Below are 22,819 nucleotides of genomic sequence, written 5' to 3' on the forward strand. Positions count from 1 at the left end.
CAGCCCGTTAGCTGAACCAGAGATTCTGGACTTATGTTCAGAAAGAAGGGTGGAACCGCGGGTTATTATAACTCCGTCCCTTTACCAGGGATGGGGTTTTTTTATGTGCAAAAATTTAACTGAGGGAGTGTTTAATATGGAAGAACAAATTAAAGTGACTTTTCCTGATGGAAACAGTAAGGAGTATCCAAAGGGAATTACAGTTGAAAAAATTGCGTCATCAATTTCTTCAGGCCTAAAAAAGAAAGCTGTAGCCGGTAGAGTGAATGACCAGCTGCTTGACCTTCGCACGCCGCTTGAGCAGGATTCAGCAGTTGCAATTTTAACGCCGGATGATGAGGAATCACTTGAAATTATGCGACACAGTTCAGCCCACCTGATGGCACAGGCTGTTAAGCGTCTTTATCCGGATGCGAAATTCGGCGTTGGTCCGGTTATTGAAGGCGGATTCTATTATGACATTGATACAGATTCTTCAATCTCAACTGAAGATCTTCCCCGTATTGAAAAAGAGATGAAAAAAATTACTGGTGACAATATAAACGTTGAGCGTGAGGTTGTCAGCCGTGATGAAGCAATCAGCCGTTTTAAAGAAATCAATGACCCTTATAAGCTTGAACTGATTGAGGCCATTCCTGCTGATGAAGATGTAACAATTTACAAACAGGGAGAGTTTTTCGACCTTTGCCGTGGTATTCACGTACCATCTACAAAGCACATTAAAGAATTTAAGCTTCTCAGTGTTGCCGGAGCTTACTGGAGAGGCGACAGTGACAATAAAATGCTGCAGCGTATTTATGGCACAGCATTCTTCAAAAAAGAAGATCTTGACCACCACCTGGAAATGCTTGAAGAAGCAAAACAGCGTGACCATCGTAAAATCGGTAAAGAGCTTGATCTTTTCACAAGCTCTCAGCTGGTAGGACAGGGTCTACCGATCTGGCTGCCAAAAGGTGCGACAATCCGCCGTACAATTGAACGCTATATTGTAGATAAAGAAATCTCTCTTGGCTATGATCATGTGTACACGCCTGCACTGGGTAGCGCTGAACTTTATAAAACAAGCGGTCACTGGGATCACTATGAAGAAGGCATGTTCCCTCCAATGGAAATGGATAATGAAACACTTGTCCTTCGTCCAATGAACTGTCCTCACCATATGATGGTCTACAAGCAGGATATTCACAGCTATCGTGAGCTGCCGATCAGAATTGCAGAGCTTGGTTTGATGCACCGTTACGAAATGTCAGGCGCACTGTCAGGTCTTCAGCGTGTACGTGCCATGACGCTGAACGATGCACACATATTTGCGCGTCCTGACCAGATTAAAGAAGAGTTTCAGCGCGTTGTCCGTTTAATTGAAGAAGTATATAAAGACTTCGGTTTACATGAATATAAATTCCGACTTTCTTATCGTGATCCAGAGGATACTGAAAAATACTTTGACGACAATGAAATGTGGGAAAAGGCTCAGGCTATGCTGAAAGAAGCAATGGACGATATGGGTCATGATTATTTTGAAGCAGAAGGTGAAGCGGCATTCTACGGACCGAAGCTCGATGTACAGGTAAAAACTGCAATTGGCAAAGAAGAAACGCTTTCCACTGTTCAGCTTGACTTCCTGCTGCCTGAGCGTTTTGACCTAAACTATATTGCTGAAGACGGAAAGCAGCATCGTCCAGTAGTGATACACCGTGGCGTTGTATCCACAATGGAGCGCTTTGTTGCTTTCCTGATTGAAGAACATAAAGGTGCATTACCTGCATGGCTGGCTCCAGTCCAGGTACAGGTCATTCCGGTTTCACCATCTATTCACCTCGACTTTGCAAAAAAAGTACAGGATGAGCTTCAGCTCGCAGGTGCACGTGTAGAAGTTGATACGCGTGATGAGAAAATGGGCTACAAAATCCGTGAAGCACAAATGAAAAAGATTCCTTACATGCTTGTAGTAGGGGATAAAGAAATGGAAAATAACGAAGTGAACATCCGTAAATACGGTGAGCAGGATACAGAAACTGCCTCACTATCGGACTTCGCTCAACAGTTAAAACAGGAAATCACTCGATAAAAGGTTAAAAATCTGCCGGAGCTATAAGCTTTTGATGAATTTAGAATTATTGATGATAAGCAAAAGAAAGGAAGACGATGCTCTGGAAACTGAGCATCGTCTTCCTTTTCGTTATATTATATTGAATAAATAACTTTGGTTCATTGCAGTGGAAGGCGGGGACTCCGGGACGATTAGCCTGTCAGCTGAGACCCCGCAGTCGAAGACGAGGAGGCTTAGTGCAGGCCGTCCGGAAAGCCTCCGACTGAAACGGAAATGAACCGGTCACTTTTACAATACTGTAGAGTTGGCATGGAGAGCTCTGGCAGATTTTTTAACTTCCGCGTTCATATTCTTTTTCAGTTCCATCTTCGAATTTGATTTCTACTTCAATTGAATTAAAACCTTCTTCAATTTCAAAACCTTCAATCACTCTGTCGATCACTTCATCATCTTCCGTTTCAGGAGTGAAATCAAACTCGCTCAATACCGGCTGAATCTCCTGGAATGCGTCATCCCCTGACATCGTCATCATGTCACGCTCATTTTCATAGGAAGCTTCAATTTCGCTTCCCTCAGAATCGTATGAGATTTCAAAGTCGTTGTCGTTCCCTTCATAAGATGCGTCCATATCGAATTCGAGGAAAGTGATTCCCGCTTCCTCCTGATTCGCATTCCCGCCTTCTGATTCACTGGCCTGCTCAGTATCTTCAACTGGTTCAGGATTTTCGACAGTTTCATCTTCCTCGCCGCATGCAGTTAATAGCAGGCTCAAGCTGGTGACTGCTGTAATACCATATCGTTTTTTCATTTACATTACCTCCAGCAATTTATTGAATTACCTTAGGTTTAGCCGTTTAGAAAGATCTTAAAACTCATTTTGATAAATAAATAATTCTGAGTTAATGCTGTTATAAAGGATGATAAAATAATTCAATGAAAAAAATGCTTTTTAGCCTGCTGTAAAGGCAATAGATGATCATGTCATTTGTTACAGAATTAAATCTGTTTTCAAAAAAAGAATCATATTACGGAGGTATTTGTCGAAATGGTGTTGCGTCAAGTTCACTTATCTGATATCATCAGTTTTGTTGATTAAGAACTTGGATTGACATTCAACTCATTAGTTGCTACAATAGCTAGAGTGAATCGAATACGAATTTGTGTACAAGAAGAAGCACCCGCTTCTCACCTTCCCGGCTAACAAGCTGGATGGTAACACGCATTTATGAACTCTTTTAAGGGTAATATGTGCATGGCAGCGGGAGACTTCAGAAGTTTCCGGCTTTTTTTTATTGCTGAAAACATGTCACAATGGTATTCAAAATCAATCCGGAGGTGGATTACTATTAGCAAGGATAACACACAGATTAATGAAAGCATCCGTTCACGCGAGGTGCGTCTGATTGATCAAAACGGTGAACAGTTAGGTGTAAAATCAAAGAATGAAGCGCTTGAAATCGCAGCGCGCGTCAACCTTGACCTCGTTCTTGTTGCACCGAATGCAAAGCCGCCTGTTGGGAGAATTATGGATTATGGTAAATATAAATTCGAACAGCAGAAAAAAGAAAAAGAAGCACGTAAAAATCAAAAAATCATCAATTTGAAAGAGGTTCGTCTGAGCCCTGGAATTGAAGAACATGATTTCAATACAAAGCTTCGTAATGCACGAAAGTTCCTTGAAAAAGGCGATAAAGTAAAAGCATCGATCCGTTTCCGCGGACGTGCGATTACACACAAGGAAATCGGCCAGAGAGTGCTTGAGCGTTTCGCTGAGGAATGTAAAGACCTTTCCACAATCGAAACCAAGCCTAAAATGGACGGCCGTAGCATGTTCCTAATGCTTGCACCAACGAACGAAAAGTAATGATTTAAGGAGGATACTACTCATGCCAAAAATGAAAACTCACCGTGGATCAGCTAAGCGTTTCAAGAAGACAGGTAAAGGGAAACTTAAGCGTTCACGTGCATTTACTAGTCACCTTTTCGCTAACAAGTCTACAAAAGCTAAGCGTAAGCTGCGTAAAGGCTCACTTGTGTCATCAGGCGATTACAAGCGCATCAAACACATGATCTAATACAAAAATAACGAACATGATTTATTAGGAGGTAATTATTATGCCACGTGTTAAAGGTGGAATCGTTTCTCGTAAACGTAGAAAAAGAGTTCTTAAACTCGCAAAAGGTTATTATGGTTCAAAACACACGCTATACAAAGTAGCTAATCAGCAGGTAATGAAGTCAGGAAACTATGCTTTCCGTGACCGTCGTCAGAAGAAGCGTGACTTCCGTAAGCTATGGATCACTCGTATCAACGCAGCTGCTCGTACAAACGGCCTTTCTTATAGCCGTCTTATGCACGGACTTAAGCTTGCAGGTATCGATGTAAACCGTAAAATGCTTGCTGATCTTGCTGTTGCAGATGAAAAAGCATTCGCACAGCTTGCAGACGCTGCTAAAACAGAACTAAACAAGTAATAATGATCAGACTGTCCTTTAATGGGCAGTCTTTTTATGTGGTTCTGTTAAATCTTGCTGTTGATTTCTTCTCTAATCACCAGGTGTACTAACACAACGAGTGTCTTAACATAGCTATCATGAAATAGAGAAAGAGGTGTCCTTTTGGAATCAGTACTTACTTTGTATTATTTTATCTTGTCTGTAGTTGGTTTTATATCAATGAAAATAGATAAGAAGCGGGCTAGGAATGATGAGTATAGGATTTCTGAGAAAACGCTTTGGGTGATTGCGCTATTAGGTGGTGCGCTTGGCTCGTGGGCTGGTATGAATGTGTTCAGACATAAGACGAAACATCTTACATTCAGAGTTGGTATGCCGGTTCTTGTCATTTTACACAGCGCGCTGATCATATGGGCAGTACGTTAAAAAAGAAACCTGATTAAAGGCTGTCATGTGGCAGCCATTGTCAGGTTTCTTTTCCGAGCAGTTCTCTAATGGGACTTTTCCAGTCAATTTTAGCATGCGGGTAATTGCTTCTGATATCTGTTTCCATAAAGCGAAAATCTTCTACTTTGAACCCCTGCAGGTTTGATGGGTCATCAGGCCACACAAAAATATTAACGACATCAAACGATCTATCAGCTTCCCCAAGATATTTTTCTCCCTGAAACATAACCCCTTTGTAAGTGATAAAGAAGTTTTTTCGCGGATTATGCGCATCATCATGAAAGAAATACTCCTGTTTTTCATGAGCCAATTCAAGCTTTCTTTTTGGATCAAATAAATATTTTATACCTTTATATAGTAAATAAAAAATTAATACTGTGATCAGTACGCGAAGAAATATTAATATCATAAAAGGTCCTCCTGTAACATCGTTCCCATTTTTACGTTTGGGATACAACAAAAGTTTCAGATTCAACATATTTTTTTGATACACTATGCTTGAAGGAGTGTGGAATATGCTTAACTGGGAAGAACTTTATCAAATGCAGCATGAATTAGATTCTTTTATAGAAGAAGAGAATAATCTGACTGAACAAAATTTGTTGAGAGACAAGTTGCTTGCTTTGTCCGTTGAGGCGGGAGAGCTTGCCAATGAAACGAGATGCTTCAAATTCTGGAGTCGTAAAGGTCCTTCAGAAAAAAGCATCATTTTGGAAGAGTATGTGGATGGTATTCATTTTTTATTATCAATTGGTCTGGAAACGAACTATAGATTTGCAGGAGTTGAACCTGATCAAAATGATACTTCGCTTACGGAATTATTTCTTCAATTTAACAGGAGCATTAGCGAATTTGAGAAAGTGCAATCCGAAGACCATTACATTCATATGTGGAACGTCTATTTATCAATAGGAAACAACCTCAACTTCAGTGCAAATGATACGATTAAAGCATATAAATTAAAAAACGAAGTAAATGTTGAACGCCAAAAAAATGAGTACTAATTTTGTGAATACTCTGTCGAAGTGATATAATAGCTGTTGGAAATATGTTAGGGAGGCGAAGAAATGACAAAGTATAATGAACAGCTTACAATGCTGAAAGATTTAACAGATGCAAAAGGGATTCCTGGTAACGAACGTGAACCGAGAGAGGTTATGAAGAAATACATATCGCCGTTTGCTGATGAAGTGAAAACAGACGGCATTGGCAGTTTAATCGCGAAAAAATCAGGTGAAGAAGGCGGGCCGCGTGTTATGGTTGCCGGGCACCTTGATGAAGTCGGGTTTATGATTACTCAGATTGACGACAAAGGCTTTCTGAAATTCCAGACGGTTGGTGGCTGGTGGTCACAGGTCATGCTTGCACAGCGTGTCACGATCGTTACGAAAAAAGGGGACGTTACCGGTGTGATTGGCTCTAAGCCACCTCATATTCTGCCACCGGAAGCGCGTAAAAAACCTGTTGATATTAAAGATATGTTTATTGATATCGGTGCTTCATCAAGAGAAGAAGCAATGGAATGGGGCATAACGCCAGGTGATATGGCAGTTCCCTATTTTGAATTCACAGTAATGAATAACGAAAAAATGCTCCTTGCTAAAGCATGGGATAACCGTATTGGCTGTGCGATTGCGATTGACGTAATGAGACACCTTAAAAATCAGCAGCACCCTAACGAGGTATATGGTGTAGGGACAGTTCAGGAGGAAGTCGGTCTCCGCGGTGCACGAACTGCAGCGGCTGCTGTAAATCCGGATATTGGCATTGCAGTTGATGTTGGAATTGCAGGCGATACACCTGGTATCACGGCAAAAGAAGCGAGCTCAAAAATGGGTAAAGGTCCGCAGATCATCCTTTATGATGCATCAATGGTTGGACATAAAGGCCTCAGAGACTTCATCACAAACATTGCAGATGAGCATAATATTCCTTACCAGTTTGATGCAATTGCAGGCGGCGGGACAGATGCTGGTTCGATTCACTTATCTGCTACAGGCGCACCTTCAATCGCAATCACTGTTGCATCACGCTATATTCACTCACATGCTGCGATGATTCACAAAGATGATTACGAGAATGCTGTGAAGCTGATCGTAGAAGTGATTAAGAAACTGGATCGAGACGCAGTTAATTCAATTACGTTCGACTGAAACAAAAAAGATGCCTCTTTTCAGGGGGCATCTTTTTTAGTGATATACTGAATAAAATAATAATAATTTTAAAGGAGTCACATTATGCTTATCGTCGAATATGCACTGCTTTTTTTAGCCGCTGCTACACCATGGCTGGAAATTGCACTGGTAGTGCCGCTTGGCATTATCAGAGGACTTTCACCATTTTGGGTAATGATAACAGGATTTGCAGGAAATCTGCTTACTGTATTTCTTCTGATCGTTTTATTTCAAAAAGTGAAAGAGTATTTAGCAAACAGGAATGAGAAAAAGCAAAGCCAAAAAGAAAGCAAGCGGCAGACCAGAGCTCGTAATATATGGAACAAATACGGTTTGCCCGGGCTGTCACTACTAGGACCAATTCTGATCGGGACCCACATCGCAGCTTTTATCGCATTATCGTTAGGTGCTGATAAAACCCGCGTACTTATTTGGCAGGTTGTCAGTATTGCATTGTGGACGCTTGCTTTTGGTTATGCTGCTATTTACGGGATCGATTTTCTAATCAATACTTAATGCTTTAATCCGTTTTCCAGCTTCTGCAACATTTGCTGCTGATCCTGTTCTGCACTTTCTTTCCAAATAATTTCAAATAATACACCCAGTCCTGGAAGGAGTTGTTCTTCTTCCCGCTGAATGGAGTCGACAATCGTATCCTGTAACTGTTCAGTGTTATTATCTTTTACATTTTGTACAACTGTTTGTCTGATATTTAAATTCATCATCATACCTCCAATTTGTTAATAGTATTATTTTCTCCGCATTCCCTTTGTCTATACATGAAAACTCGGATATAATAGGAAAATCGATTATACAGGGAGTGTATATATGTGATTCAATCACTGCAAAATACGAAAGTGAAAGAGTGGAAAAAGCTTACGACAAAAAAAGGCCGTGATAAAACCGGGATGTTTATTGCAGAAGGCTGGCATCTGACTGAAGAGGCTGTAAAGGCAGAGGCTGCAGTTGAGGTGATTGTAAAAGAAGGTGTAGCGCTGCCTTCTTACCTTGATTCAGCAGACATCCACTTTGTAACAGAGGAGATCGCCTTAGCACTTGCTGAAACTGAACATACTCAAGGTGTGTTTGCGGTTTGCAAACAGTCGGAAGCTGATGTTGAAAATCTGGACCTGTCAAATATTTTACTGCTTGACGCGATACAGGATCCCGGTAATATCGGCACGATGATCAGAACAGCAGATGCAGTTGGAATGGATGCGGTGATTCTGGGCAAAGGGACTGCAGATCCATATAACGCAAAAGTTTTGCGATCTGCACAGGGTAGTCATTATCACCTTCCTATTATCAAACAGGATTTGTTATCAGCAATTGAAACCTGTAAAAGAAAAGGAATTCCCGTTTACGGTACTTCACTTCAAAACGCTGAACCATACAGCAAAACATCTTCACAGAAAAAATTTGCACTCATTATGGGCAATGAAGGCGCGGGAATGGATGAGGATCTCCTTAACCAAACAGACCACAACCTTTACATCCCAATTTACGGAAAAAGTGAATCGCTTAATGTCGCAATTGCTGCAGGTATTCTGCTTTATCATTTAAAAAGTGAATGATTGTCTTTAAAGTCACAATAGAGTAGTATATACTTGTTAAGGAATGAATTGAAAAACATTGACGGAGAAAAGTAATCTGGTCAATCTGTTATGTAGGGAAGGCGGATCCAAGACTGAAAATCTGCCTGCAGAAACCATGATGAAGTTCACCTCCAGAGTTGTCACCGGGACCGCGTTATGCGTAAAGGTGTACCGGCTAAACGCCGTTATCAGTCTTATGAGCGGATCTGTTATATTGTGCAGATCAATCAGGGTGGTACCACGGAATCTTAGCACTTCGTCCCTTTTACCAGGGGATGGAGTGCTTTTTTGTATTGAATTAAAGGAGGAACGCTGAAATGGAACAACGTTTACAGGAATTAAAGCAGGAAGCACTTGAAAAAATTCAGCATGCTGCAGACTTAAAAGAACTGAATGATGTCCGGGTAGCTTATCTAGGCAAAAAAGGACCAATTACAGAAGTACTCAAAGGAATGGGTAAGCTTTCTGCTGAAGAGCGTCCAAAAATGGGCGCACTGGCAAATGAAGTGCGCGACACGATTACAAACGCAATTGAAGAGAAGCAGGAAGGACTTGAGAAGGAAGCGGTTGAAAAGCAGCTTGCTGAAGAGTCGATCGATGTAACGCTTCCGGGACGTCCGGTACCTGCAGGTCATGCGCATCCATTAACAACAGTTATTGAAGAAATTGAAGATTTATTTATTTCAATGGGCTATACAGTAGAAGAGGGACCGGAAGTTGAAAAGGACTATTACAACTTTGAAGCATTGAACTTGCCAAAAGGCCATCCTGCAAGAGACATGCAGGATTCGTTCTATATTACTGAGGACGTACTTTTACGTACACATACGTCTCCGGTACAGGCAAGAACGATGGAGCGTCACGCAGGAAAAGGTCCTGTCAAAATTATCTGTCCTGGTAAAGTGTACCGACGTGACAATGATGATGCGACTCACTCTCATCAGTTCATGCAGATAGAAGGCCTCGTTGTAGATGAAAACATCCGAATGAGCGATTTAAAAGGGACGTTAAATGTATTTGCGAAGAAAATGTTCGGTGAAGACCGTGAAATCAGACTGCGTCCAAGTTTCTTCCCGTTTACAGAGCCTTCAGTTGAAATGGACATTTCATGTAAGATTTGCGGCGGAAAAGGCTGCAGTGTATGTAAAGGCACTGGCTGGATTGAAATTCTCGGAGCCGGAATGGTACATCCTAATGTATTAAAAATGGCCGGATTTGATCCTGAGAAATATACAGGGTTTGCATTCGGTATGGGACCGGAGCGTATTGCGATGCTGAAATACGGCATTGATGATATCCGACATTTCTACACAAATGATGACCGTTTCTTAAAACAATTCGCCCGTAAAGAAATTCGCTAAGGAGGACTAACCATGTTTGTATCTTATAAATGGCTTGAAGAATATATAGATTTAACTGATGTAACGCCTGAAGAACTAGCTGAGAAGATTACCCGCTCCGGTATCGAAGTTGAAGGAGTGGAAGTTCCGGCAGAAGGTATTAAAAATGTTGTGATTGGCCACGTCGTCTCTTGTGAAAAGCACCCTGAAGCTGACAAGCTGAATATTTGTCAGGTAGATGTTGGTGAAGAAGAAAATGTACAGATTATCTGCGGTGCACCAAATGTTGCTGAAGGCCAGAAGGTTGCTGTGGCAAAAGTAGGCGCAGTATTACCGGGAAACTTCAAAATTAAAAAAGCCAAACTGCGCGGAGAAGCTTCACATGGCATGATCTGTTCACTGCAGGAGCTCGGAGTCGAAGCGAAGCTGGTTGAGAAAAAGTATGCTGAAGGTATTTTCAATTTCCCTCAGAATGCAGAAGTTGGAGCAGATGCACTTGAAGCACTCATGCTGGATGATGCGATACTTGAACTGGGTCTGACACCAAACCGTGCAGATGCCATGAGCATGATCGGGGTAGCATATGAAACTGGAGCGATTCTAGATCGTCCTGTAAAGCTGCCTGAACTCGGATATGAAACTGCTGCAGAGCGTGCAGAAGATGCGATCAAAGTAACAGTTGAAGCAGTTGAAGAGAATCCGATTTACCTTGCTAAAGTAGTAAAAGGTGTGAAAGTCGGCGAATCTCCACAATGGATGAAAAACCGCCTTGTTGCTGCCGGAATCAGACCGCATAATAATGTTGTTGATATTACGAACTACATTCTCATTGAATACGGTCAACCACTTCACGCATTTGATCTTGATCAGATCGGGACAGGGGAAATTGTTGTCCGTCTTGCAAAGCAGAATGAAAAAATTAAAACGCTTGATGAAGCTGAACGAACGCTGAATGAAAACCATTTAGTCATCACAAATGGTGAAGTGCCAATGGCAATCGCAGGTGTCATGGGTGGTTATGACAGCGAAGTAACAGACAAAACTGTTAATGTCGTGATTGAGTCTGCGTATTTCGCACCGTCAACTGTCCGCCAGACATCTAAAGAACTTGGCCTTCGCAGTGAAGCGAGCTCACGTTTTGAAAAAGGTGTAGACCCGAAGCGTGCTTCCCTTGCAGCAGAACGCGCGGCACAGCTGCTGTCACTTTACGCTGATGGGGAAGTCCTTTCAGGTACTTCTGCATCTGAAAACATGGTGATAAAAGAAAAAGAAATTTCAATCAGCCTGGAAAAAATCAATCGAGTGACAGGTACTGAGCTATCTGAACAGGACGTTCTGGAAATTTTCCGCCGTCTGCAAATCGAGGCATCAGTAAATAGTGGACTGATTACAGTTTCAGCTCCAACACGACGCGGTGACCTTGAAATTGAAGAAGATCTGATTGAGGAAGTGGCCCGTCTTTATGGATATGACAATATCCCGATGACACTACCGGTACACGAAACAAATCCGGGCGGACTGTCACCGAGACAGCAAAAACGCCGTCTAATCCGTCAAACGATGGAAGGCGCGGGATTAGTACAGGCAGTCACATATTCATTAACAAATCAGCAAAAAGTAACTGAGTTTGCACTGGCGGCCAAAACGCCGGTTGAATTAATGATGCCTATGAGTGAAGAAAGAAGTCAGCTCAGACAAAGCATTATTCCTCAACTGCTTGAAAGTGTGGCATATAACAGTGCCAGACAAAAAGACTCTTCAGCCTTTTATGAAACAGGTTCAGTATTCCTGGCTGATGGTTCAGAACTGCCGAATGAAGATGAACACCTTGCAGGGGCACTGACTGGTCTTTGGCAGCAGCACCCATGGCAGGGCGAAAAGAAGCCGGTAGATTTCTATGTTGCAAAAGGAATGTTAGATGCGCTTTGGGAAAAACTCGGCATCAGTGATGAAATCCGATATGAAGCATCTAACATGGATCACATGCACCCTGGCAGAACAGCTGCAGTTTTATATAAAGAAAAGCAGGTCGGCGTTGTTGGTCAGGTTCACCCTGTCAAAGCAAAAGAGCTTGATTTAAAAGAGACATATGTATTTGAAATTAAGCTTGAAGACATTTACGGAGATGAAACGGCACCGCTTAAATACAATGCGATTCCTAGATATCCATCGATTTCAAGAGATATTGCACTTGTGACAGACAGATCTGTTGACGCCGGAACACTTGAATCAATTATCAAAGATGCTGGCGGCAAGCTGCTTAAAAATGTACAGCTTTTCGATTTGTATCAGGGAGATAAGATGGAAGAAGGTAAGAAATCACTTGCATTCTCACTGACCTATATGGATCCTGAACGTACACTGACTGATGAAGAAGTCGTGAAGGCGCACGATCAGGTGCTTGAAGCAGTTAAAGAAAAAACTGGCGCAGCATTGCGTTCATAATAAGAAGCCGGAACCTCAAAAAAGGTTCCGGCTTTCGTTATTAAACAAGCTTTTTCGCTTTTTGTGTATTAGCAAAATGTGTTTTAGTGAAATGATCCAGGCTGCTTTCCCCTTTAGAGCGAATTAGTCTGGCAGCTGCATGATCTACTTTTGCGCCTGCTCCTTTAGGTAATGTGAAGCCTGCTTCCTTACTCAATTGGTCCATTGCTTTAATAAATGCATAGCGCGCAATAATTGAAGCTGCAGCAACCGCTAAATGAATACCTTCAGCTTTCGTACTGAAATACACATTTTCTTTATAAATCGATTTTTCACCGCTGATATGTCTGTAGTAAATCTTTTCTTCAGCAAACTGGTCAATTAATACACATTCAGGTGTAACTGGTTCAATCTTATTTCTTAAATGCAGAATAGCCTGATTATGAAGCACCGCTTTAATTTTCCCCTGAGTCCACCCCTGCTTTTGCTTCGCATTATATTTTTCATTGGGCAGTGTAAGCAGGCTGTATGGAATTGTATGAATCAGATCTTTTGCGATTTTAACGATCGTGTCATCTGTCAGATGCTTTGAATCTTTTACGCCCAGCTCCTTTAAAAGCTTCAGCTGGTCTCTTGATACATAAGCAGCAACAACTGTAATCGGACCAAAATAATCTCCTGTTCCAACTTCATCTGTTCCGATAATAGACATATTTGCAATATCTTCCGGAAGGTTTTTATTAGAAGGTGAAGACGTCTTTTTCGCTGGTTGGGCCGGCTTTCCCCATTTGGCAGCTTCCTGCTCACCATTCTGTCCCTGGAATAATACTTTTCCTGATTTGTAAGCAGTGATTGAATAGGAAGGGCCCTTTGCAGCAAACGAAGCGCCTGCAGGTGGATTAGGCTTTAAAAAGCTTTGATAATGTTTTTTCATTTCATTGATGGTTGAATTAGATAAAGTTAAAACTGCATTTGCCATTTGGTTCTCCTTTATGTAAGCAATATTTGCTTTGACAGCTTACCATATTTAATATAGATGTGGCCTATGTTGAAATCTCGTGTTGTTTTTGCACAGCTGGAGCGGAAATCAACTTTCGACATTAAGAGAGTATAGATGTAAATAAAATCAACTTTTCTTTTCATCTGTAAATTGTACATGTTATGATAGTGAATAGGATTCTTGAGAATGGGGGCAGCTGCGTTGTCGAACAACAATAAAAACCGCACAAGTGTTGACATCTATGGACAATCTTACTCCATCGTAGGCAGTGAGTCCACGTCTCATATCAGACTTGTTGCCTCAATGGTTGACGATAAAATGAGAGAAATCAGCTCGGCTAATCCCGCGCTGGATACTTCTAAGCTGGCAGTACTGACAGCTGTAAATGCAGTACATGATTATTTAAAGTTAAAAGAAGAAATGGAAGAACTCGAGAAAGAATTAAAAAAATTAAGGGATTGAATGCTAGATGCTGGATTTGCTGTTATTTATTTTGCTTGTGGCCGGCTTCCTGATCGGACTGCGCCGAGGGTTTATTTTACAACTGATCCATATGATCGGTTTCATTATTGCTTTTTTCCTTGCTTATCGTTATTACGAACAACTAGCGCCAAAGCTGGTGCTATGGGTGCCTTATCCTGCTTTTGATACTGATTCACAACTTCATTTGATTGCTGAGTCCGTGAACCTGGAAGATGCTTATTACCGGATCATCGCTTTTGCAATTATTTTCTTTGCTGCAAAAATTGTTATGCAACTGATTGGGTCAATGTTTGATTCTGTTGCCCAGTTCCCGATGCTCCGTCCGTTAAATGTTGCTGGTGGGGGACTCATGGGTTTTATAGAAATGTACATCGTGCTCTTTGTACTGATTTATATCGCTGCGATGATACCGATGGGAATGATACAAAACGCTTTGGCTGATTCCTGGATTGCAGCATTTATTCTTGAACATACACCCGTGTTTTCAGAGCAAGTGAAGGACTGGTGGCTGGAAACGCGTTCGTCATCATCTTAACCATGCAGAAAGCCCGGAATTCCCCATAGTGGATTCCGGGCTTTTTAACGAAAGGAAGCGTTCACCTTGAATAAAAAAGACATTATTAAATTACTAGAGACAATTGCAGTTTACATGGAATTAAAAGGAGAAAACCCATTTAAGATCAGCGCGTTCAGGAAAGCTGCTCAGGCAGTTGAAACTGATCAGAGAAGTTTATCGCAGATTGATGATTTCACAGCTTTAAAAGGTGTAGGTAAAGGAACCGCAGCGGTCATTAAGGAATACGTTGACACGGGTGAGTCTGAAGTGCTCGACTCCCTGAAAAAAGAAGTGCCTGAAGGTTTGATTCCGTTATTGAAACTTCCGGGTCTCGGCGGTAAAAAGATTGCCCGGTTATATCAGGAGCTGGGAGTGCAGTCAATTGAAGATTTAAAAAAAGTCTGTGAAGAAGGCAAAGTGCAGGCATTATCCGGATTCGGTGCAAAAACTGAAGAAAAGATTCTCGCAGCAGTTGAAAATGCAGGCAGCAGACCGGAACGTCTTCCGATTGCAACCGTATTGCCGATTGCAGAAGAAATTGATTTACTGCTCGGCGGGATAAAGGAAATTATTCGCTACTCCAGGGCAGGCAGTCTGCGCAGAACATCAGAAACTGTAAAAGATCTTGATTTTATTGCATCTACTGATCAGCCTCAAGAGGTAAGGGAACAGATTTTAAAAGTTGAAGGATTAAAAGAAGTCATCTCAAATGGTGACACAAAAGTTTCAATTGTACTTGAGCGGGGAGTTGAAATATCTGTAGACATCAGGCTGATTGAAGATCAGGCGTTTCCTTCAACACTCCATCACTTTACAGGCTCTAAAGATCATAACGTAAGGCTGCGACAAATCGCTAAAGAGCGGGGTGAAAAGATTAGTGAGTATGGTGTGGAAAACATTGAAACCGGAGAAGTGAAAACGTTTGAAACAGAAAAAGACTTTTTCAGCTATTTTAATCTTGAATTTCTCTCACCTGAACTTCGTGAAAACGGCAGAGAAATAGAGAGACATGAAGAGGCAGCGTCACTCATTACCTTAGAAGATATTAAAGGCGATCTGCACATGCACACAACATGGAGTGATGGTGCGTATTCTCTGGAGGAAATGATTGAAGCATGTATTGAAAAAGGATACGATTACATGGCCATCACAGACCATTCTGCCTATTTAAAAGTTGCGAATGGATTGTCTGCTGACCGCTTAAGAAAGCAAATGGTTGAGATTAAAGAATTGAATAAGAAGTATAGTGAGATTGAAGTGCTTGCAGGAATAGAAATGGATATTCTGCCTGATGGTACACTTGATTATGATGATGATCTGCTGGCGGAACTCGATATAGTGATCGCTTCAATTCACTCATCATTTTCACAATCTCAGGAAAAAATCATGGCACGCCTTGAAACTGCGCTCCAAAATCCGCACGTAGACTTTATTGCGCATCCGACCGGGAGAATAGTGGGAGAACGCATAGGATATGATCCGGACATGGACCAGCTGATTAAAAGAGCTGCAGAAACAAAAACCGGACTCGAACTGAATGCAAATTCATACAGATTTGATTTGAATCATGAACATATTGCCAAAGCGCAGGACATGGGTGTATCTGTCTTTATTAATACGGATGCACACGATAAAGCCCATTTGAACTTTATGGATCTCGGGGTGAAGGTCGGGCGAAAAGGATGGCTGAAAAAAGAATCAGTGATCAATGCCATGACTTTTGAAGGACTGTCCAAATTCTTAAAACGCCACGAGTAAGGAGAGAAACCTGTTGAATAAATCAATCAAAACACTTGAATTTAATAAAATAAAAAGTTTGGTGATGGAGCACGCTGCTTCATCACTTGGTTCAATGAGAATCGAAAAGCTGGCGCCTTCATTCTCTTTAGAAGAAGTCTCAAGGCTTCAGGATGAAACGGATGAAGCAGCTACGATTCTCAGAGTAAAAGGTGGTATGCCACTCGGAGGGATCTTTGATATCAGAGCTCATATCAAACGTTCACAAATTGGCGGAATGCTGAGCGCAGCTGAATTAATTCAGGTTGCAAGCACGATCAGAGCAGGGAAAAACATTAGAAATTTTGTCGAAGATCTTCATGAAGAGCGCGAAATTTCCATTCCAATCATTACAGAAAAAAAAGAGATGCTCGCGATTCTGACGCCTTTGGAACATCAGATCTTTGATTCAATAGACGAAAGCGGAGAAGTGCTTGATTCAGCGAGCACTGAGTTGCGCGCCATCCGCCAGAGGATCAGAACGAGCGAAAGCAGAGTGAGAGAAAAACTGGAAAGTGCCATCCGTTCAAAAAACGCTGCAACGATGCTTTCAGATGCAGTCATCACAATCCGAAATGACCGTTATGTGATCCCGGTCAAACAGGAATACAGAAGCCACTACGGCGGGATTGTCCATGATCAGTCTTCATCAGGTCAAACGCTCTTTATTGAACCAGCTTCAATTGTACAATTCAACAATCAGCTGAGAGAGCAGCGTCTGAAGGAGCAGGAGGAAATCGAAAAAATTCTGATTGCCCTTTCACTTGAAGTGCAGCAGGAAGCAGACAGTCTGCTGTTGACCGTTAATATTCTTGCTGATTTGGATTTCATGTTCGCAAAAGCTAAATATGGCAGAACAATAAAAGCAACGAAACCTGAAGTCAATGATCAGGGGATTATAAAGCTTAATAAAGCCCGTCATCCACTTCTGACAATGGAAGAAGCAGTTGCAAATGATATTTATCTTGGTGAAGAATTTTCTACAATTGTCATTACTGGACCTAACACAGGTGGTAAAACAGTCACGCTGAAAACGATTGGACTATGTACGCTGATGGCACAGGCAGGACTTCCGTTACCCGTATTAGATGGATCAAAGATTGCTGTATTTCAGTCGATTCATGCTGATATCGGTGATGAACAGTCCATTGAGCAGAGCTTAAGTACTTTCTCTTCTCATATGGTCAATATCGTGGAAATTTTAAAACAGGCAGACAATGAAAGTTTAGTTTTATTTGATGAACTTGGTGCCGGTACTGATCCTCAGGAAGGTGCCGCGCTGGCAATTTCAATTTTAGACGAAGTACATGGTCTTGGCGCAAGAGTAGTTGCTACAACGCACTATCCGGAGTTAAAAGCATATGGATACAATCGGGACGGTGTGGTCAATGCAAGTGTTGAGTTTGATGTCGAGACACTCAGCCCGACTTACAGGTTATTGATCGGAGTACCCGGACGCAGTAATGCTTTTGATATTTCCAGACGTCTCGGTCTGAATGATCATGTGATCGAACACGCTAAATCTTTTGTTGGCACAGACAGTAAAGCTGTAGAAGCCATGATTGCATCACTTGAAACGAGCAGAAGAAGCGCTGAAACTGACTATGAGGAAGCGCATGAACTATTAAAAGATGCAGAAAAAATTCATCGCGATCTTCAAAAACAAATGGCTGAGTACTATGAGAAAAAAGAAGAGTTGGTCGAAAAGGCAAAAGCGAAAGCACAGGAGATCGTAGAAAAGTCAAAAACCGAAGCAGAAGAAGTGATGTCAGAGCTTCGTCAATTGAGGTTTGAAAAACAGGCAGATGTGAAAGAGCATGAACTCATTGATGCAAGAAAACGTCTTGATGACGCTGCTCCTAAAGCTTCTGCCAAGAAAAAGCAGGAAAAAGTGAAGTCAGAAAGAAAACTGCAGCCTGGTGATGAAGTGAATGTTCTGAGCTTTGGGCAAAAAGGTACGCTTATCAAAAAAACAGACGACAAAGAGTGGGCAGTTCAAATGGGTATTTTGAAAATGAAAGTAAATGAATCTGACCTTGAGTTTATTAAAGGTGAGAAAAAACCTGATCCTAAACCGCTGGCAACAGTGAAAGGAAAAGACTTTCATGTCAGTCTGGAACTTGACCTGCGGGGTGAACGTTTCGAAAATGCAATCATGAGAGTGGATAAATATATTGATGACGCGCTCCTTGCGGGATATCCGCGCGTGTCCATTATTCATGGTAAAGGCACCGGTGCTCTCCGTTCAGGTGTGCAGGAAAAACTGAAAAACCATCGTTCGGTTAAAAAAGTACGTCTGGGTGAAGACGGTGAAGGTGGCAGCGGTGTGACCGTTGTTGAGTTTAAATAATGGGACAGAAGGTGAGCGGCATGGAAGGATTCTGGCAGCACCCTCTGATCGAAACCGCAGGCTATTTCAGTGTTGTTGTTGTCTGTATGATCGTTTTCTTATCAATTTTTGAACTAGTAACAAAGTACAAGAATTGGGAAGAAATTAAGAACGGTAACATCTCCGTTGCCATGGCAACTGGAGGAAAGGTATTCGGAATCGCAAATATATTCCGCAGTTCAATCAGCCAGCATGATACCCTTTTAACAATGATGGGCTGGGGATTGTATGGATTTATTTTATTGTTATTCGCTTACTTCGTTTTTGAATTTCTGACACCAGGCTTTAAAGTCGATGAAGAAATTAAAGCCGACAATAGAGCAGTAGGGTTAATTTCAATGCTCATTTCAATCGGGTTGTCATATGTGATTGGCGCAAGTATAAACTAGAGGAGAACGTAAAATGGAGAATTTAATTAAAATACTCATCGTCTGTTGTGCAGTATTTATGGTGATTGGAATTGTTTATTTAGTTACACTGTAATCAAATATAAAACCGCTGTTGATTTCCGTGGGGGAACTCCGCTTTCCGCACCAGTCCTGACGAACCTCGTCGCTTCGCGTATGTCCTGTCTCTCCTTACTGGTGCAGGAGTCTCAGTTCTCCACTCTAATCTGCAGCTCAGTAAAGTAACTACCAATTATTTATTAGTTAGTAAATAGCAATGTTGATTTTGCACAGCTGTGATTGGAGCGTAAGGCGGCGACTCCAGCATGAACGACGGACAGGTGAGACCCCACAGGCGCTTGCGCCGAGGAGGCTCACCGCCGTCCATGCGGAAAGCGTCCGCCTGAAGCGGAAATCACCAGCCAACATCAATGGAGTATTAATAAAAAGGCACTCTGTGTCTTTTTTCTCATAATAAAATTGTAACCGTTTTCTTTTTAGCTTATAATGGAATCAGAAATGAGAATTTTCTAATTATTTTACTAATAAGAAGGAGGTTTTACAATGACATCACAGCCTTGGCTGAAGCTTTACCCCGATTCAATTCCTACACACCTGGAATATGAGCCGAAACCCGTCCATGCGTACTTAACCGAAGCGGCACAAAAGTACCCGGAAAAAATTGCAGTACATTTTATGGGGAAAGAGTTCACATTTAAAGAAATGTATGAATCATCACTCAAAATGGCGAAGTATTTACAGGATATTGGTATCCAAAAAGGTGATCGTGTAGCAATTATGCTTCCGAACATGCCTGCTTCCGTTATTGCGTATTATGGAATTTTATATGCAGGTGGCGTAGTCGTGCAGACAAACCCGCTCTATACAGAACGGGAACTTGAATATCAGATGAAAGATTCCGGAGCAAAAGCAATTATTTCGATGGATATTTTATTTCCACGTATTTCTAAAGTTTTTAATGATACTGATCTGGAACACATTATTATTTCAGCAATTAAAGATTTTCTACCTTTCCCAAAAAATTTAATCTACCCATTTATTCAGAAAAAGCAATACGGTATCACAGTGAAGGTAGAGCATTCAGGAAGCAATCACCTGCTGACTGAAATTTTGAAAACGGCGACACCGGATCCGAATATACCGCCGCTGGATTTTGAGGAAGATATTGCGATTTTACAATATACAGGTGGTACAACAGGTTTTCCTAAAGGTGTAATGCTGACACACAAAAACCTGATCGCTAATGCATCAATGTGTGACGCATGGCTGTATAAAAACAAAAAAGGTGAAGAAAGCATTTTAGGGATCTTACCATTTTTCCACGTTTATGGAATGACCACTGTGATGATTCTTTCTATTATGCAGGGTTATAAAATGATTCTGCTTCCAAAGTTTGATGTGGAAACAGCATTGAAGACAATACACAAACAAAAGCCGACAATATTCCCGGGAGCACCAACCATTTACATTGGGATCTTAAATCACCCTGATCTCAAGAAATATGACCTCACTTCTGTTGAATCATGCCTTAGCGGATCAGCACCGCTACCGGTTGAAGTTCAGGAAGAGTTTGAAAAAGTAACCGGAGGTAAATTGGTAGAAGGGTATGGACTGACAGAATCTTCACCCGTCACGCACTCGAACTTTATATGGGATGCAAAGCGTATAAAAGGAAGCGTTGGTGTACCGTGGCCGGATACTGAGTCGAAGATTATTTCAATGGAAACCGGTGAAGAACTTCCTGCTGGAGAAGTTGGAGAAATTATTGTGAAAGGTCCTCAGGTAATGAAAGGTTACTGGCACCAGCCTGAAGAAACATCAGCAATTCTTCGTGACGGATGGCTTTACACTGGCGATCTGGGTTATATGGACGAAGAAGGTTACTTCTATGTTGTGGATCGTAAGAAAGATATGATTATCGCTGGCGGTTTTAACATCTATCCACGTGAGATTGAAGAAGTGATGTATGAACACCCTGCTATTCAGGAAGTAGTAGCTGTTGGAGTGCCCGATGCATACCGTGGGGAAACAGTTAAACTCTTTGTCGTATTAAAACAAAATCACCAGGCGACTGAAGAAGAATTAGATGAATTTGCTAGAAAACATATGGCTTCTTATAAAGTACCAAGAATCTACGAATTCCGGGAAGAGCTGCCTAAAACAGCTGTTGGTAAAATTCTGAGAAGAAAATTAGTTGAAGAAGAAAGAGAAAAGCAGCAGCAAAAACATTCTTCTTAGATAAATGATTATTCTTGACGAATAGAGGTTTTCTTAGTAAGATGAAAATATGAATGAATAGTCATTCATATTTTCGTCTTTTTTATATGTGATTGAAGGGTGATGACCAGATGAAGAAAGATAAACCAAAATATAAATTAATTATTGATGCAGCCGTAGTGGTCATTGCTGAAAACGGCTACCATCATGCACAAGTTTCAAAGATTGCTAAACAGGCTGGTGTAGCAGACGGCACGATTTATTTATACTTTAAGAATAAAGAAGACATACTGATTTCTCTTTTTGAAGAAAAAATGGGGCAGTTTGTTCAAAAAATCAGAAGAAAAATGGATGATACTGAAGATGCAGTTGACCAATTGAAAGTACTTGTTGAAAGTCACTTTCAAATGCTTTCTGATGATCACCATCTTGCTATTGTAACACAGCTTGAGCTGAGGCAATCCAATAAGGATATCAGAATGAAAATTAATAAAGTGCTGAAAGAATATCTGGTGCTGGTCGATGACGTACTTCAGAATGGTGTTGATACTGGCGTTTTATCTGAGGATCTGGATATACGATTGGCAAGGCAGATGGTATTTGGTACGATTGATGAGGTGGCAACGACCTGGGTGATTAATGATCAGAAGTATTCAATCACTGAACTGTCGCCAGGGATACATAGGCTTTTAGTTAAGGGATTATGTAAATGAAGGAGAGATCATTAAATGAGCTTCTTGAAATGGGAGAATGATCAGTACATCTCTACTGCAGTCATCAACCGGCCGCCGGCTAACGCACTTGCCAGCGATTTGATTAATGAAGTTGACGGCTGGCTTGATGCTGTTGAGCATGATGACAATGTTCGTGTATTGCTGATTCACGGAGAAGGACGTTTCTTTTCAGCAGGCGCGGATATTAAAGAATTTACTCAGATTGATTCGGGAGCAGCGTTCTCAAAACTGGCTGAGAGAGGCCAAAAAGTATTCGAAAGAATGGAAGCGTTCTCAAAGCCAATCATTGCCTCTATTCACGGAGCTGCACTAGGTGGCGGACTGGAGCTCGCGATGGGTTGCCACATTCGTTATGTGAGCGAAACAGCTAAGCTTGGACTTCCTGAGCTTCAGCTTGGACTGGTACCGGGATTTGCCGGTTCACAGCGCCTTCCGCGTTTCGTTGGATTTGCGAAGGCAGCAGAAATGCTGCTATCCAGTGATCCAATCACCGGAGAAGAAGCAGTTCAATGGGGGCTGGCGAATAAAGCTTTTCCGGAGGATGAAGTGTTAGAAAAATCGAAAGCGCTTGCATCTAAGCTTGCCGGAAAAAGTCCGGTTTCAGTAAAAGCAGCTTTAGATTTGCTTCAATATTCTAAGACAGCTGATTTTCATGAAGGTGTAGCAAAAGAAGCTGAGATTTTCGGAGAAGTTTTTGTTTCTGAAGATGCAAAAGAAGGTATCAAGGCATTTATTGACAAAAGAAAGCCTGAATTTAAAGGACGTTAATT

At 41.5% G+C, this 22,819-nt stretch carries 23 protein-coding genes and 2 other annotated features; of the genes, 19 read left to right on the top strand and 4 right to left on the bottom strand.

Annotated elements, in window-relative coordinates:
• The first annotated feature begins 136 nt into the window (after nt 1-136).
• Entirely contained in the window at nt 137-2,068 is a 1,932-nt protein-coding gene (thrS, locus tag E2626_RS09820; protein ID WP_134381581.1) for a threonine--tRNA ligase, read from the top strand.
• A gap of 313 nt (nt 2,069-2,381) precedes the next feature.
• Here thrS and E2626_RS09825 read toward each other — a convergent pair whose 3' ends face one another.
• Nucleotides 2,382-2,858 carry a YusW family protein gene (locus tag E2626_RS09825; protein WP_134381582.1) on the bottom strand — a complete coding sequence of 159 codons (477 nt, stop codon included), beginning with the start codon at nt 2,856-2,858 and terminating at the stop codon, nt 2,382-2,384.
• Between the two features lie 352 nt (nt 2,859-3,210).
• Nucleotides 3,211-3,347: a sequence feature (ribosomal protein L20 leader region), on the top strand.
• A gap of 6 nt (nt 3,348-3,353) precedes the next feature.
• On the opposite strand from E2626_RS09825, the gene infC reads away from it, so the two are divergent.
• The 4 genes from infC to E2626_RS09845 all read left to right on the top strand — a co-directional run bounded on the left by infC (nt 3,354) and on the right by E2626_RS09845 (nt 4,933).
• Nucleotides 3,354-3,914 (top strand): translation initiation factor IF-3, encoded by a 561-nt coding sequence (gene infC / locus E2626_RS09830; protein WP_134381583.1) that lies wholly within the window; start codon nt 3,354-3,356, stop codon nt 3,912-3,914.
• A gap of 22 nt (nt 3,915-3,936) precedes the next feature.
• On the top strand, nt 3,937-4,125 hold the full coding sequence (gene rpmI / locus E2626_RS09835; protein WP_134381584.1) for a 50S ribosomal protein L35: 189 nt from the start codon (nt 3,937-3,939) through the stop codon (nt 4,123-4,125).
• A gap of 40 nt (nt 4,126-4,165) precedes the next feature.
• The gene (gene rplT / locus E2626_RS09840; protein WP_134381585.1) at nt 4,166-4,525 is read left to right on the top strand and encodes a 50S ribosomal protein L20; all 360 of its coding nucleotides are present in this window, start codon (nt 4,166-4,168) and stop codon (nt 4,523-4,525) included.
• A 144-nt stretch (nt 4,526-4,669) separates the two neighbouring features.
• Complete coding sequence (locus tag E2626_RS09845) at nt 4,670-4,933, top strand: DUF1294 domain-containing protein (RefSeq protein ID WP_244094293.1); 264 nt, start codon at nt 4,670-4,672, stop codon at nt 4,931-4,933.
• Nucleotides 4,934-4,973: 40 nt separating this feature from the next.
• Here the strand turns inward: E2626_RS09845 and E2626_RS09850 are convergent, their stop codons facing one another.
• Entirely contained in the window at nt 4,974-5,363 is a 390-nt protein-coding gene (locus tag E2626_RS09850) for a sigma-w pathway protein ysdB (protein ID WP_134381586.1), read from the bottom strand.
• A 106-nt stretch (nt 5,364-5,469) separates the two neighbouring features.
• On the opposite strand from E2626_RS09850, the gene E2626_RS09855 reads away from it, so the two are divergent.
• The 3 genes from E2626_RS09855 to E2626_RS09865 all read left to right on the top strand — a co-directional run bounded on the left by E2626_RS09855 (nt 5,470) and on the right by E2626_RS09865 (nt 7,644).
• Entirely contained in the window at nt 5,470-5,958 is a 489-nt protein-coding gene (locus tag E2626_RS09855; protein WP_134381587.1) for a dUTP diphosphatase, read from the top strand.
• Nucleotides 5,959-6,021: 63 nt separating this feature from the next.
• Nucleotides 6,022-7,107 (top strand): M42 family metallopeptidase, encoded by a 1,086-nt coding sequence (locus E2626_RS09860; RefSeq protein ID WP_134381588.1) that lies wholly within the window; start codon nt 6,022-6,024, stop codon nt 7,105-7,107.
• Between the two features lie 84 nt (nt 7,108-7,191).
• A complete protein-coding gene (locus E2626_RS09865; protein WP_166786789.1) occupies nt 7,192-7,644 on the top strand; it encodes a small multi-drug export protein in 453 nt (150 codons plus the stop codon).
• Here the strand turns inward: E2626_RS09865 and sspI are convergent.
• Complete coding sequence (gene sspI, locus E2626_RS09870; RefSeq protein ID WP_134381589.1) at nt 7,641-7,850, bottom strand: small acid-soluble spore protein SspI; 210 nt, start codon at nt 7,848-7,850, stop codon at nt 7,641-7,643. The genes E2626_RS09865 and sspI overlap by 4 nt on opposite strands.
• A gap of 102 nt (nt 7,851-7,952) precedes the next feature.
• Here sspI and E2626_RS09875 point away from each other — a divergent pair, with 102 nt between their 5' ends.
• The 3 genes from E2626_RS09875 to pheT all read left to right on the top strand — a co-directional run bounded on the left by E2626_RS09875 (nt 7,953) and on the right by pheT (nt 12,508).
• Nucleotides 7,953-8,702 (top strand): TrmH family RNA methyltransferase, encoded by a 750-nt coding sequence (locus E2626_RS09875; RefSeq protein ID WP_134381590.1) that lies wholly within the window; start codon nt 7,953-7,955, stop codon nt 8,700-8,702.
• 49 nt (nt 8,703-8,751) lie between these two features.
• Nucleotides 8,752-8,990: a binding site (T-box leader), on the top strand.
• A gap of 50 nt (nt 8,991-9,040) precedes the next feature.
• Nucleotides 9,041-10,084 (top strand): phenylalanine--tRNA ligase subunit alpha, encoded by a 1,044-nt coding sequence (gene pheS / locus E2626_RS09880; protein WP_134381591.1) that lies wholly within the window; start codon nt 9,041-9,043, stop codon nt 10,082-10,084.
• A gap of 12 nt (nt 10,085-10,096) precedes the next feature.
• The gene (gene pheT / locus E2626_RS09885; RefSeq protein ID WP_134381592.1) at nt 10,097-12,508 is read left to right on the top strand and encodes a phenylalanine--tRNA ligase subunit beta; all 2,412 of its coding nucleotides are present in this window, start codon (nt 10,097-10,099) and stop codon (nt 12,506-12,508) included.
• A gap of 40 nt (nt 12,509-12,548) precedes the next feature.
• Here pheT and rnhC read toward each other — a convergent pair whose 3' ends face one another.
• Nucleotides 12,549-13,466: a ribonuclease HIII gene (gene rnhC / locus E2626_RS09890; protein WP_134381593.1), complete on the bottom strand. Its 918-nt coding sequence runs from the start codon at nt 13,464-13,466 to the stop codon at nt 12,549-12,551.
• Nucleotides 13,467-13,673: 207 nt separating this feature from the next.
• Here rnhC and zapA point away from each other — a divergent pair, with 207 nt between their 5' ends.
• The 8 genes from zapA to E2626_RS09930 all read left to right on the top strand — a co-directional run bounded on the left by zapA (nt 13,674) and on the right by E2626_RS09930 (nt 22,817).
• Complete coding sequence (gene zapA, locus E2626_RS09895; RefSeq protein ID WP_208528138.1) at nt 13,674-13,949, top strand: cell division protein ZapA; 276 nt, start codon at nt 13,674-13,676, stop codon at nt 13,947-13,949.
• A 7-nt stretch (nt 13,950-13,956) separates the two neighbouring features.
• Complete coding sequence (locus tag E2626_RS09900; protein ID WP_134381595.1) at nt 13,957-14,505, top strand: CvpA family protein; 549 nt, start codon at nt 13,957-13,959, stop codon at nt 14,503-14,505.
• A gap of 66 nt (nt 14,506-14,571) precedes the next feature.
• Nucleotides 14,572-16,284: a DNA polymerase/3'-5' exonuclease PolX gene (gene polX / locus E2626_RS09905; RefSeq protein ID WP_134381596.1), complete on the top strand. Its 1,713-nt coding sequence runs from the start codon at nt 14,572-14,574 to the stop codon at nt 16,282-16,284.
• A gap of 10 nt (nt 16,285-16,294) precedes the next feature.
• Nucleotides 16,295-18,652, top strand: coding sequence for an endonuclease MutS2 (locus E2626_RS09910; RefSeq protein WP_134381597.1), 2,358 nt, complete (start codon nt 16,295-16,297; stop codon nt 18,650-18,652).
• A gap of 20 nt (nt 18,653-18,672) precedes the next feature.
• Entirely contained in the window at nt 18,673-19,080 is a 408-nt protein-coding gene (locus E2626_RS09915) for a DUF350 domain-containing protein (RefSeq protein ID WP_134381781.1), read from the top strand.
• Nucleotides 19,081-19,641: 561 nt separating this feature from the next.
• A complete protein-coding gene (locus E2626_RS09920) occupies nt 19,642-21,336 on the top strand; it encodes a long-chain-fatty-acid--CoA ligase (protein WP_134381598.1) in 1,695 nt (564 codons plus the stop codon).
• 110 nt (nt 21,337-21,446) lie between these two features.
• Nucleotides 21,447-22,028: a TetR/AcrR family transcriptional regulator gene (locus E2626_RS09925; protein WP_134381599.1), complete on the top strand. Its 582-nt coding sequence runs from the start codon at nt 21,447-21,449 to the stop codon at nt 22,026-22,028.
• A gap of 15 nt (nt 22,029-22,043) precedes the next feature.
• Complete coding sequence (locus tag E2626_RS09930; protein ID WP_134381600.1) at nt 22,044-22,817, top strand: enoyl-CoA hydratase; 774 nt, start codon at nt 22,044-22,046, stop codon at nt 22,815-22,817.
• Nucleotides 22,818-22,819 lie beyond the last annotated feature (2 nt).

The sequence above is a fragment of the Jeotgalibacillus salarius genome, assembly GCF_004405125.1.
GTDB classification, from domain to species: Bacteria; Bacillota; Bacilli; order Bacillales; family Jeotgalibacillaceae; genus Jeotgalibacillus; species Jeotgalibacillus salarius.

What these genes read in the sequence shown, in the direction of transcription:
- thrS (WP_134381581.1), top strand. Translation starts at nt 137, where the DNA reads ATGGAAGAACAAATTAAAGTGACTTTTCCTGATGGAAACAGTAAGGAG.
- E2626_RS09825 (WP_134381582.1), bottom strand. Translation starts at nt 2,858, where the DNA reads ATGAAAAAACGATATGGTATTACAGCAGTCACCAGCTTGAGCCTGCTA.
- infC (WP_134381583.1), top strand. Translation starts at nt 3,354, where the DNA reads ATGTCACAATGGTATTCAAAATCAATCCGGAGGTGGATTACTATTAGC.
- rpmI (WP_134381584.1), top strand. Translation starts at nt 3,937, where the DNA reads ATGCCAAAAATGAAAACTCACCGTGGATCAGCTAAGCGTTTCAAGAAG.
- rplT (WP_134381585.1), top strand. Translation starts at nt 4,166, where the DNA reads ATGCCACGTGTTAAAGGTGGAATCGTTTCTCGTAAACGTAGAAAAAGA.
- E2626_RS09850 (WP_134381586.1), bottom strand. Translation starts at nt 5,363, where the DNA reads ATGATATTAATATTTCTTCGCGTACTGATCACAGTATTAATTTTTTAT.
- E2626_RS09855 (WP_134381587.1), top strand. Translation starts at nt 5,470, where the DNA reads ATGCTTAACTGGGAAGAACTTTATCAAATGCAGCATGAATTAGATTCT.
- E2626_RS09860 (WP_134381588.1), top strand. Translation starts at nt 6,022, where the DNA reads ATGACAAAGTATAATGAACAGCTTACAATGCTGAAAGATTTAACAGAT.
- E2626_RS09865 (WP_166786789.1), top strand. Translation starts at nt 7,192, where the DNA reads ATGCTTATCGTCGAATATGCACTGCTTTTTTTAGCCGCTGCTACACCA.
- sspI (WP_134381589.1), bottom strand. Translation starts at nt 7,850, where the DNA reads ATGAATTTAAATATCAGACAAACAGTTGTACAAAATGTAAAAGATAAT.
- pheS (WP_134381591.1), top strand. Translation starts at nt 9,041, where the DNA reads ATGGAACAACGTTTACAGGAATTAAAGCAGGAAGCACTTGAAAAAATT.
- pheT (WP_134381592.1), top strand. Translation starts at nt 10,097, where the DNA reads ATGTTTGTATCTTATAAATGGCTTGAAGAATATATAGATTTAACTGAT.
- rnhC (WP_134381593.1), bottom strand. Translation starts at nt 13,466, where the DNA reads ATGGCAAATGCAGTTTTAACTTTATCTAATTCAACCATCAATGAAATG.
- zapA (WP_208528138.1), top strand. Translation starts at nt 13,674, where the DNA reads ATGGGGGCAGCTGCGTTGTCGAACAACAATAAAAACCGCACAAGTGTT.
- E2626_RS09900 (WP_134381595.1), top strand. Translation starts at nt 13,957, where the DNA reads ATGCTGGATTTGCTGTTATTTATTTTGCTTGTGGCCGGCTTCCTGATC.
- E2626_RS09915 (WP_134381781.1), top strand. Translation starts at nt 18,673, where the DNA reads ATGGAAGGATTCTGGCAGCACCCTCTGATCGAAACCGCAGGCTATTTC.
- E2626_RS09920 (WP_134381598.1), top strand. Translation starts at nt 19,642, where the DNA reads ATGACATCACAGCCTTGGCTGAAGCTTTACCCCGATTCAATTCCTACA.
- E2626_RS09925 (WP_134381599.1), top strand. Translation starts at nt 21,447, where the DNA reads ATGAAGAAAGATAAACCAAAATATAAATTAATTATTGATGCAGCCGTA.
- E2626_RS09930 (WP_134381600.1), top strand. Translation starts at nt 22,044, where the DNA reads ATGAGCTTCTTGAAATGGGAGAATGATCAGTACATCTCTACTGCAGTC.